The organism is Aeromonas sp. QDB18, from assembly GCF_027705325.1.
Classification (GTDB): domain Bacteria; phylum Pseudomonadota; class Gammaproteobacteria; order Enterobacterales; family Aeromonadaceae; genus Aeromonas; species Aeromonas caviae.
Map to the genome: position 1 here is coordinate 1 of NZ_JAPDBQ010000150.1, position 10,308 is coordinate 10,308.

Here is a 10,308-nt window from a genome sequence, read left to right on the forward strand (position 1 = left end):
ATCTCGCACCTCGATAACTGTACGTAAGATCAGTATAGTTCGTGGTAACTGACTGCTAATCATGGGTAATCAGGTATGAAATTGCCAAGCACCGTAATCACCCCCACCAGAACGCCATTCACGTGGCAGGCTGGGTCAGCCTGTTCACCCTGCACGTGCTCTGGCCCTTCCTCTGGATCTGGGCCACGATTTATCGCCCCGATCGCGGCTGGGGCTTCTCGCAACGCCTACAACATGACGAAACAGAGATCAGCGCACTCAAAGAGGAGCTGGCAGCACTGCAGGCTCGCATGACCACGCTCGAACAGACCGACAAATAGGTAACGCCCCATGGACCTGCTACTTATTCTCACCTATACAGCCCTCTGCATAGGTATTTTCAAGATCTTCAAGATCCCGCTCAACAAGTGGACCGTGCCGACCGCCGTACTGGGTGGCGTCATCATCATCGGCACACTCATCATGCTGATGAACTACAACCACCCCTATTCCGAGCTGGCTCGCAACTATTATGTCTCCACCCCGGTCGTGCCCCTGGTCAAGGGGCGTGTCACCGACGTCCCGGTCAAGCCCAACCAGCCGGTCAAGAAAGGGGATGTGCTGTTTCGCATCGACGCTGAGCCCTTCCAGGAGAAGGTCGCCAGCCTGACGGCGCGCCTCGCCTCCAACACCGATTTTCTGAAGGCTCTGGACGCCCGCCTGCGCTCCGCCAGCCTGGACAGGGATCGCGCCCAGGAGCTGATGCGACGGGGCATCGGCAAACAGCGCGACCTCGACGTCACCCAGGCCAACGTGGATGACATCGTCGCCCAGATTGATCAGCAGAAAGCGACCCTCAATGACCTGAGTGCCCAGCTCAACATCGCCAAGTACGATCTGGAGCAGACCGTGGTCTACGCCCCGAGTGACGGTCATGTCGTACAACTGGCATTGCGCCCGGGCATGATTGCCGCCCCCTTCATGTTCCGCCCCGTGATGACCTTCATTCATGAAGATGCCAATGCCTATGTCAGCTGGTTCTGGCAGAACAGCATGCAGCGGCTCAAGGCGGGTGACGAGGCCGAAGTCGTGCTCGACGGCATTCCGGGTCGCATCTTCAAGGCCAAGGTGCAGTCCGTTATCCCGGCCATGGCACCGGGCAATATCCAGGCACAGGCGGGTCTTATCGATCAGACCTCGGCACAGGTACCGGGTCGCCTACCCATCGTGCTCGAGATCACCGATCCCGAATGGGCAAACTACCAGGTGATCGCGGGTTCCAGCGGCCAGGCCGCCATCTATACCGAGCACTTCCACCACGTGGCCATCATGCGCAAGATCCTGATGCGCATGGGTAGCTGGCTCAACTACCTGTTCCCCTTCCACTGAGGTCCCTGACCTGCACGGGCCGGCATCTTGCCGGCCCGCTTCCTGTCAGCACGCCCCCCTCACTGCATTTTCCCCGCAAGATCCCTATAATGGCGCCACCTTGCACCACAGCCGTTCCCCATGTTCGTTCTCAGACCCTATCAGACCGACGCGGTCAACGCCGTCATCAGCCACTTTCGCAAACACCCGGATCCCGCCGTGGTGGTGCTGCCCACCGGGGCCGGGAAGAGCCTGGTGATCGCCGAACTGGCCCGCAAGGCCCGTGGCCGGGTGCTGGTGCTGGCTCACGTCAAGGAGCTGGTGGAGCAGAACCACGCCAAGTACGAAGCCTGGGGGCTCAAGGCCGACATCTTCGCCGCGGGGCTCGCACGCAAGGAGGCGAGCGCCCAGGTGGTGTTTGGCTCGGTGCAGTCGGTGGCGCGCAATCTGGATGCCTTCGACGGGGCTTTTTCGTTGCTCATCATCGACGAGTGCCACCGGGTCTCGCTCGATGACGACAGCCAATACCATCAGGTGATCGAGCATCTCAAGGCCGCCAATCCGGCCCTCAAGATCCTCGGGCTCACCGCCACCCCCTATCGGCTGGGGCTGGGCTGGATCTACCGGCGCCACTACCACGGCATGGTCAAGAGCCACGGCGAGCGGCTCTTTGGTGACTGCGTGTTCGAACTGCCCCTGCGCTTCATGGTGAAAAACGGCTACCTGACCCCGCCGCGCCTGGTGGACGCCCCCATCGTCCACTACGACTTCAGCAAGCTGGTGCCGCGGGAGAACGGCCTGTTCAGCGAGGCGCAGCTCAACGGCGAGATCAAGCGCCAGGAGCGGGTCACCCCCCATATCCTGAGCCAGGTGCTGGAGTATGCGGCCGACCGGCAGGGGGTGATGATCTTCGCCGCCACCGTCGAGCATGCCCGGGAAATTTATGGCCTGCTCGGTGCCAGAGGCCAGCAGGCCGCCCTCGTCACCGGCGAGACGCCGGGACCGGAGCGCGACGCTCTAATCAGTGCCTTCAAGGCGCGCGAGCTCAAGTTTCTGGTCAACGTAGCGGTGCTCACCACCGGTTTTGATGCCCCCCACGTCGACCTTATCGTGATGCTGCGTCCCACCGAATCGGTGTCGCTCTATCAGCAGATTGTGGGACGGGGCCTGCGCCTCTCACCCGGCAAGAGCGATTGCCTGGTGCTCGACTACGCAGGCAACAACTTCAACCTGTTTGCCCCCGAAGTGGGGGAGCCCAGGCCCCACGCCGGCACCGAGCCGGTTCAGGTGCCCTGCCCCGCCTGCGGCTTTGCCAACACCTTCTGGGGCAAGACCGACGAGGATGGCAAGGTGATCGAGCACTATGGCCGCCGCTGTCAGGGACTGTTTGAAGATGACGAGGGCAACCGCGAGGAGTGCGACTACCGCTTTCGCGCCAAGATCTGCCCCGGTTGCGGCGCTGAAAACGACATCGCCGCCCGTCGCTGCCAAAGCTGTGACCAGCTGCTGGTGGACCCTGACGACAAGCTCAAGGAAGCCCTCAATCTCAAGGACTGCATGGTGATCCGCTGCGCCGGTTTGACCCTGAGTGCCGGGCGCGGCAAGCAGGGGGAGCGGCTGGAGGTGACCTACCACGACGAGGATGGCCTGACCCTGACAGAGTACTTCCCCTTTCACTCCCGGGGTGCACAGCGCTTGTTTCAACAACGCTTTGTGCGTCATCATTGGCCCGCCCCGGGCCTGGAGCCCGAATTCACGACCCTGGCGAGCGTGATGCTCGCGGCAAACCAGTTCCGTCACCCGGATTTCGTCATCGCCCGCAAGTCGGGACGCTTCTGGCAGGTGAAGGAAAAAATATTCGATTACGAGGGGCGTTACCGGACTGCCAACGCCCCGGCCTGACCCCATGGCAGGCGATACCCGGCAGTCACCCGGTTTGATTATCGGGGCGGTTTCTGATGCCGCCCTTTCGTTCAGTTAGAGGATCCTATGCAGCGGCTGTTGATTGGTTTTTGTGCTCTCTTTTCTCTGGCGGTCCACGCCGCCCCGCTGACCCCGCCCAAGGGGGGCCAGTACGCCGTCATCGTACAGGGCAACAACGGGGTGGAATTTGCCCGTCACGCCGATGACATGATAGCCCCCGCCTCCACCATGAAGGTGCTCACCGCGCTCGCTGCACGCCTCGAACTCGGTGCCGACTTCCGCTTCGCCACCGACATCCAGGCCCAGCCCGGCGCCAAACAGGGCACCACCATCAACGGCGACATCTGGATCAACTTCGTGGGCGACCCGACCCTGTCGCGCATGGATCTGGTTGCCCTGTTCAAACAGTTGGGCGTCACCCGCATTCAGGGCAACGTCTATGTCAACACCGGTGCCTACAACGGCTACGAGCGTGGCAACGGCTGGTCCTGGGGGGATCAGACCCTCTGTTTCGCCGCTCCCGTCTCCTCGGTCATCATCGACAAGAACTGCGCCTACGGCACCATCACCGCCACCCAGATTGGCAAGCCTGCGGTGGGCAACGTGGCCACCGGCGTGCCCATCGGCATCGGCGCCGACAACGTGGAGGTGATGAGCTATGGCGACATGGCGCGTCAGTTCTGCGCTCTGGAAGTAGACATGGCCAAGGGCAACTTCTACGAGCTCAAGGGCTGCATCACCCCGAACAAGGAGCCACAAGGGCTGCGCTTTGCCATCCATGACGTGGAGGCCTGGGGCTGGGACAACATCCGCTGGGCCATGAACCGCGCCGGGATCAGCCACGACGGCCTGCTGCGGGTCACCCATCAGGCCCCTGTCGGTGCCCAGACCCTGGCGACCCACTACTCTGTCTCCCTGCCGGTGATGCTCGCCAAGATGTTGAAAAAGTCCGACAACCTCTACGCCGATACCTTCCTCAAAACCGTGGGGCGTCACTACTACAACAAGCCGGGCAGCTATCGCAGCGGCACCATGGCGGTGCGCGCCATCCTGACCAAGCACGGCATTGACCTTGGCAACGCCACCCTGGCCGACGGCTCCGGCCTCTCCGCCCACAATCTCATCAGCGCGCGCCAGATGTTGTCGGTGCTTAACTTCATCCAGAAGAACGATGCCGAGCTCGACTTCATCAAGCTGCTGCCAAGCTCCCAGGTGGACGGCACCCTGGCCTGGCGACGCAGCGTCACCGCTCCCATGATGAAGAACAAGGTACACGCCAAGACCGGTACCATCACAGGTACGTCGAACCTCGCCGGCTTCATCGACACCGCCGGTGGCCAGCGCAAGGCCTTCGTGATGTTCCAGCGCGGTCTCTCCCAGGATCCGGCAACCCACGAGCGCTACCGCGCCAGCAAGGCGCCCTGGCCCTGGACCGTCTTCGAAAAAGGCGTGCTGGAGAGCATCTACCAGCAACAACCCATCCAGATCGTCGAGCAGTGATAGACGGGCTGCCTTGCCGGCAAGGCGGCCCGATTCCCCGGCCTTGGGGCGAAACAGGGACGCTGGCGCCATCATCAGCAGTGGGCGCAATCGGAGATGGCGAACGGAAGCATTGCAATTTTCAGCTTTGACTGACAGGGCGCCAGGGCTATGCTGTGCCCAGCCTCATCTCAATGGCCTTCTTCAACGGCTTGTTTAATGGAGAGAAAAGATGTTTGTAGAGATTTTTGGTCGTCCCGGTTGCCCCTATTGCGTGCGTGCCAAGCAGATTGCCGAGCAACTGACCGAGGAGCGCGATGACTTCGAGTTCCGCTACGTGGATATCAACGTGGCCGGGCTGACCAAGGACGATCTCGCCGCCAAGGCGGGCAAGCCGGTCACCACTGTGCCGCAGATCTTCCTGGATGAGCAGCACATCGGCGGCTGCACAGATTTTGAGGCCTATGCCAGAGCCAATCTGGGTCTGTAAGCCCCGACACCATGAAAAAAGGCGCCTCTGGCGCCTTTTTTCATGTCGCCAAGTCTGCCTCAGGCCACCGGCGTGAAGCGGCTCACCACCTGTCCCTGATGTTCAATCCACTCCATGAACATGGCGACGGGGCGGGCATAGACCTGACCATCCTGTTCGGATTGATAGATCACCAGCTGCTCCTGGGTTTCGGTGTGCAAGGCCAGGGCCAGAACCTGGTAATAGCCCCCCTTGAAATGGCGGTAGCGACCGGTGGCGGGTGCCTGCATGAGTGAACCTCGAGAGCGGGAAGATGAGCCCCCGTGCCTGCGTGCTCCCCTGGCAGACCGACGGGTCGGGGCCTTTTTTACCCCAGCCAATCGTGCCAGATGGGGGAGATATTTCAATACACTCATGTTACTTTATGAATCTGCCCCTCATCTTTCACTGATCTACCAAAGAGAGGCAAACGATCATGCTGAATTTAACATTTCAACAACCCTGTTTCAGGGGTAAATATCAGGGATTTATTCCATAAATTAGATTGTTCTAGCATTCAATTCTGTGAAGAATAGGGGCAGAGAAATTTGATACTAAAAACAGCTTTTCTGCCAACGCGCCCCACGGGGAAGGAATCACGCTCACCATGTTCACTATCGACAAGTCGCACAAGCTCGACGATGTCTGCTATGACATCCGCGGCCCGGTGCACAAAGAAGCTCGCCGTCTCGAAGACGAAGGTCACCGCATCATCAAGCTCAACATCGGCAATCCGGCCCCGTTTGGCTTCGAAGCACCGGAGGAGATCATCAAGGATGTGATCCTCAACATGCCCCAGAGCCAGGGCTACTGCGACTCCAAGGGGCTCTTCTCCGCCCGCAAGGCGGTGATGCAGTACTACCAGCAAAAAGGGATGCGCAAGGTCGACATCGACGACATCTACATCGGCAATGGTGCGAGCGAGCTCATCGTGATGGCGATGCAGGCGCTGCTCAACAACGGCGACGAGATGCTGGTGCCCTCCCCCGACTACCCGCTCTGGACTGCAGCAGTAACCCTCTCCGGCGGCCATGCGGTGCACTATCGCTGCGACGAAGGAGCTGACTGGTACCCGGATCTCGACGACATCCGTGCTCGCATTACTCCGCGCACCCGCGGCCTGGTGCTGATCAACCCCAACAACCCGACCGGCGCCGTCTACGGCAGCGAATTTTTGCTTGAAGTGATCGAGATCGCCCGTCAGCACAACCTCATCATTTTCGCCGACGAGATCTACGACAAGATCCTCTACGACGACATCTCCCACACCAGCGTCTGCACCCTGTGCGACGACGTCATGGTGGTAACCTTCAACGGCCTCTCCAAGGCCTACCGCGCCTGCGGCTTCCGCCAGGGCTGGATGGTCATCACCGGTCCCAAGGGTCGTGCCAAGGGTTATATCGAGGGGCTGGAGATGCTGGCCTCCATGCGGCTGTGTGCCAACGTGCCCATGCAGCACGCCATCCAGACCGCCCTTGGGGGCTACCAGAGCATCAACGAGCTGATCCTGCCGGGGGGCCGCCTGCGTCGCCAGCGGGACAAAGCCTGGGAGCTTTTGAACGAGATCCCCGGGGTCTCCTGCGTCAAGCCCAAGGGGGCGCTCTACATGTTCCCGCGCCTCGACCCCAAGGTGTATGACATTCGCGATGACCAGAAGATGGTGTTCGACCTGCTGCAGCAGGAGAAGCTCCTGCTGGTGCAAGGCACCGGCTTCAACTGGCCGGCACCGGATCACTTCCGCCTGGTGTTCCTGCCCCGGGAAGAGGAGCTGGAAGAGGCTATCGGTCGCCTCGCCCGCTTCCTCAAGGGCTACAAACAGTAAGCAAGGCTCATGAAAAAGGCTCCCGCGGGAGCCTTTTTGTTATCTGTCGTTTTCTATCCGCGCCATCAGCCGTGGAGCAGGGCACCGGTTACCAGCACCGCCATGGTGATGAGGGCCACCCCGATGATGAAGGGCAGCACCCAGCGCACGAAGCGATCATAGGGGATCCTGGCGAGCGCCAGCCCCGCCACCAGGTGGGCGGCGGTGGGGGCGAACAGATTGATCCAGCCGGAGGCGGACTGATAGGCGGTGATCACCAGATCCCGCGAGATACCGGAGAAGTCCGCCAGCGGCCCCATCAACGGCATGGAGACGGTCGCGAGCCCCGAGGTGGAGGGGATGAAGAAGCTCAGGATGATGTGCACCAGATAGGCCATCAGGATGAAGACCGACGACGACAGTCCGCTCACCAGCCCCTCGGCCCAATGCAGTATGGTGTCGATGATGACGCCGTACTCCATCACCACATAGATGCCGCGCGCCACCGCCACCACCAGGGCCACCCCGATGAGATCCCGCGCCCCGTTCAGGAAGGTCGCCACGTAGTTGGACTCCGGCATCCGGTTGATGAGGGCAATCAGGATGGAGGCGCTGAAGAACAGGGTGGAGAGCTCGTCGAACCACCAGCCCAGGGTGGGCAACAGATCAATGCCCAGATCGGACCAGGGCACCACCGCATAGATCATCAGCAGGAAGGTGCCGAAGAAGACCAGCATGGTGAGCTTCTGCTTGCCGCTGAAGGCGAGATTGCCGCTCTTCATCTGGGAGAACTCGTCGTCATAAACGATATCGGCCAGCACGGAGCGGGACTTGTCCTGCTGCACCTGCCTGGCGTAGCGCATCACGAACCAGGAGGCGAAGATCACCAGCAGCAGCCACTGGATGACCCGTAGCCCTATCCCCTCACCGATGGGGATACCCGCGAAACCGGAGGCGATGCCGGTGGCAAACGGATTGACGGTGGAGGCGAGCACCCCGACCCCGGAGCCGAGCAGGATGATCCCGGCCGCCACCATGCGATCGAAGTCCGCCGCCATCATCACCGGCACGATGAGTGCCCAGAAGGCCACCGTCTCCTCCGCCATGCCGAAGGTGGAGCCACCCAGGGCGAACAGGGCGATCAGCACCGGGATGAGCAGCCGCTCGCGCCCGGCGAAGGTACGCACTATGGCCCCGACCCCGGCATCCAGCGCCCCGCTCTGCATGGTCACCGCCAGAAAGCCGCCGATGATGAGTACGAACAGTGCTACGTCCGCCGCCTTGTGAAAGCCCTGGATGGGCGCCTTGAGCACATCGAATACCCCCTGGGGTTGGGAGGGGAGCTCGGTGTAACTGCCGGGTACCGGCAGCAGTCGCTCGTCACCGCTGTAGTCGGCCACGGCCGCTGCAGCCACCGGCTGCTGGGTCTTGGCCGTCACATAGTTGTATTTTCCCGCCGGCAGCACCCAGGTGAGGGCCGCCATCAGGGCGATGATGATGAAAAGCAGGGTATAAACCGTGGGGAGCTGGCGCTTCTTGGGCGCCTCATGGGATGTGGTCATGGCTTTCGTACCTCGGCGGTGCCGTCTGTGATCCGGACAGCGCAAGCCTAGCGGGTTTGTTCGGGGAAAAAGGTGATCGCGGATAATAAACCTGAGGCAACAGGTTGAGTCTGCTGCAAAAAAACAGGGCCCCGCAGGGCCCTGTCTGTGCTGACGACCGACTTACAGCTCGACCACGTCGAATTGCACGTCCGGATTCACGTCCGCATCGTAGTCCACCTCGTCCAGGCCGAAACCGAACAGGCGCAGGAACTCCTGCTTGTAGCCGGTGTAGTCAGTCAGCTCGGAGAGGTTCTCGGTGGTGATGGAGGGCCAGAGATCACGGCAGGTCTGCTGCACGTCTTCACGCAGCTCCCAGTCATCCATGCGGATGCGGGCCTGCTCGTCCAGCGCCATGTCGGCGCCGTACAGGCGGGTGCGCATCATGCGGTCCACCTGCTCCATGCAGCCCTCGTGAATGCCCTTCTCCTTCATGATCTTGAAGGCCATGGAGATGTAGAGCGGCATCACGGGAATGGCAGAGGAGGCCTGGGTCACCACGGATTTGAGCACGGCCACGTGGGCGGTCCCCCCCTTGGCAGCCAGATCGCCACGGATGGCGGTGGCGGCGCGGTCCAGATCTTCCTTGGCACGCCCCAGGGTACCATGCCAGTAGATGGGCCAGGTCAGGTCGGTACCGATGTAGGAGTAGGCCACGGACTTGGCGCCGTCAGCCAGCACACCCGCATCGCGCAGAGCCGCCATCCACAGTTCCCAGTCCTGGCCGCCCATGACGGTGATGGTGCTTTGGATCTCTTCCTCATTCGCCGGCTCGACGGTGGCGGTGATGATCTGATCCTTGTTGGTGTCGATGGCGGTGGAGGTGTAGACCTCGCCGATGGGTTTGAGGGCGGAGCGCACCACTTCGCCGGTGTCCGGCAGCTTGCGCACCGGAGAGGCCAGAGAGTAGACCACCAGATCGATTTGACCCAGATCCTGCTTGATGAGCTCGATCACCTTGGCACGGCACTCGTGGGAGAAGGCATCGCCATTGATGCTCTTGGCGTAGAGGCCGGCCTCTTTGGCGGCCTTGTCGAAGGCGGCGGAGTTGTACCAGCCGGCGGAGCCCGTCTTGGTCTCGGAGCTCGGCTTTTCGAAGAAGACACCGATGGTGGCAGCTCCGCTGCCGAAGGCTGCGGCAATGCGGGAGGCCAGACCATAGCCGGTAGAAGCGCCGATCACCAGCACCTTCTTGGGGCCATTCTCGATGGCGCCCTTGGCTTGGGTGTAAGCGATCTGGCGACGAACATTGGCTTCACAACCGACCGGGTGGGTGGTGGTGCAGATAAAGCCGCGAACCTTGGGTTTGATGATCATGTGTTGTCTCTTATCCGTTTGATGGATGAAATCGGGGCATAAGATACCTCATTGCGGCCCGTTATGGTGCTCTGATGTGTTGAACTGCGGGGAAACAGGCAGGGATCCGTCCCTTTGTGCCGCCATGGCACACCCATTGCGCAGGGGATCTACCCCGCCATGGACCAGAGAGAGGCGACGTGAGTGTAGCCCGCCGCGAAAAATGAAAAACGCAGCTGGGTAAAACGATAAACAGAGCAGAGGCCACATTTATCAAAGGAAGGTGCGAATAAGCGGGGAAATTCTTCTCGGCTGACTCAGTCATTTCATTTTTTCAGTTTGAGCCGATCTTT

8 protein-coding genes and 1 pseudogene are annotated in these 10,308 nt (G+C 61.1%); 6 read left to right on the forward strand and 3 right to left on the reverse strand.

Annotated elements, in window-relative coordinates; translation table 11 throughout:
• Positions 1 to 68: 68 nt before the first annotated feature.
• The 5 genes and pseudogenes from OKC30_RS17590 to OKC30_RS17610 all read left to right on the forward strand — a co-directional run.
• Positions 69 to 320 (forward strand): annotated as a pseudogene (locus OKC30_RS17590) (DUF3302 domain-containing protein); the annotation flags it as partial.
• Positions 321 to 330: 10 nt separating this feature from the next.
• Positions 331 to 1,368 carry an HlyD family secretion protein gene (locus tag OKC30_RS17595; protein ID WP_270668080.1) on the forward strand — a complete coding sequence of 346 codons (1,038 nt, stop codon included), beginning with the start codon at positions 331 to 333 and terminating at the stop codon, positions 1,366 to 1,368.
• Positions 1,369 to 1,488: 120 nt separating this feature from the next.
• Positions 1,489 to 3,249 carry a DEAD/DEAH box helicase gene (locus OKC30_RS17600; RefSeq protein ID WP_270664860.1) on the forward strand — a complete coding sequence of 587 codons (1,761 nt, stop codon included), beginning with the start codon at positions 1,489 to 1,491 and terminating at the stop codon, positions 3,247 to 3,249.
• An 87-nt stretch (positions 3,250 to 3,336) separates the two neighbouring features.
• Positions 3,337 to 4,770: a D-alanyl-D-alanine carboxypeptidase/D-alanyl-D-alanine endopeptidase gene (gene dacB, locus OKC30_RS17605; RefSeq protein ID WP_042017206.1), complete on the forward strand. Its 1,434-nt coding sequence runs from the start codon at positions 3,337 to 3,339 to the stop codon at positions 4,768 to 4,770.
• 211 nt (positions 4,771 to 4,981) lie between these two features.
• Positions 4,982 to 5,239 (forward strand): GrxA family glutaredoxin, encoded by a 258-nt coding sequence (locus tag OKC30_RS17610; protein WP_010674029.1) that lies wholly within the window; start codon positions 4,982 to 4,984, stop codon positions 5,237 to 5,239.
• A 59-nt stretch (positions 5,240 to 5,298) separates the two neighbouring features.
• On the opposite strand, the gene OKC30_RS17615 is transcribed toward OKC30_RS17610, so the two are convergent.
• Positions 5,299 to 5,508: a DUF1653 domain-containing protein gene (locus OKC30_RS17615; protein WP_010674028.1), complete on the reverse strand. Its 210-nt coding sequence runs from the start codon at positions 5,506 to 5,508 to the stop codon at positions 5,299 to 5,301.
• Positions 5,509 to 5,864: 356 nt separating this feature from the next.
• Here OKC30_RS17615 and OKC30_RS17620 point away from each other — a divergent pair, with 356 nt between their 5' ends.
• Positions 5,865 to 7,079 carry a pyridoxal phosphate-dependent aminotransferase gene (locus OKC30_RS17620; RefSeq protein ID WP_005302243.1) on the forward strand — a complete coding sequence of 405 codons (1,215 nt, stop codon included), beginning with the start codon at positions 5,865 to 5,867 and terminating at the stop codon, positions 7,077 to 7,079.
• A gap of 65 nt (positions 7,080 to 7,144) precedes the next feature.
• Here OKC30_RS17620 and OKC30_RS17625 read toward each other — a convergent pair whose 3' ends face one another.
• Both OKC30_RS17625 and fabV read right to left on the reverse strand, forming a co-directional pair.
• Positions 7,145 to 8,620 carry a YfcC family protein gene (locus OKC30_RS17625; protein ID WP_270809723.1) on the reverse strand — a complete coding sequence of 492 codons (1,476 nt, stop codon included), beginning with the start codon at positions 8,618 to 8,620 and terminating at the stop codon, positions 7,145 to 7,147.
• A 162-nt stretch (positions 8,621 to 8,782) separates the two neighbouring features.
• On the reverse strand, positions 8,783 to 9,976 hold the full coding sequence (gene fabV / locus OKC30_RS17630) for an enoyl-ACP reductase FabV (RefSeq protein ID WP_041212832.1): 1,194 nt from the start codon (positions 9,974 to 9,976) through the stop codon (positions 8,783 to 8,785).
• Positions 9,977 to 10,308 lie beyond the last annotated feature (332 nt).

Bases quoted from the DNA above. Each gene is read 5' to 3' on its own strand.
- OKC30_RS17595 (WP_270668080.1), top strand. From the start codon at position 331: ATGGACCTGCTACTTATTCTCACCTATACAGCCCTCTGCATAGGTATT.
- OKC30_RS17600 (WP_270664860.1), top strand. From the start codon at position 1,489: ATGTTCGTTCTCAGACCCTATCAGACCGACGCGGTCAACGCCGTCATC.
- OKC30_RS17620 (WP_005302243.1), top strand. From the start codon at position 5,865: ATGTTCACTATCGACAAGTCGCACAAGCTCGACGATGTCTGCTATGAC.
- OKC30_RS17615 (WP_010674028.1), bottom strand. From the start codon at position 5,508: ATGCAGGCACCCGCCACCGGTCGCTACCGCCATTTCAAGGGGGGCTAT.
- dacB (WP_042017206.1), top strand. From the start codon at position 3,337: ATGCAGCGGCTGTTGATTGGTTTTTGTGCTCTCTTTTCTCTGGCGGTC.
- OKC30_RS17625 (WP_270809723.1), bottom strand. From the start codon at position 8,620: ATGACCACATCCCATGAGGCGCCCAAGAAGCGCCAGCTCCCCACGGTT.
- OKC30_RS17610 (WP_010674029.1), top strand. From the start codon at position 4,982: ATGTTTGTAGAGATTTTTGGTCGTCCCGGTTGCCCCTATTGCGTGCGT.
- fabV (WP_041212832.1), bottom strand. From the start codon at position 9,976: ATGATCATCAAACCCAAGGTTCGCGGCTTTATCTGCACCACCACCCAC.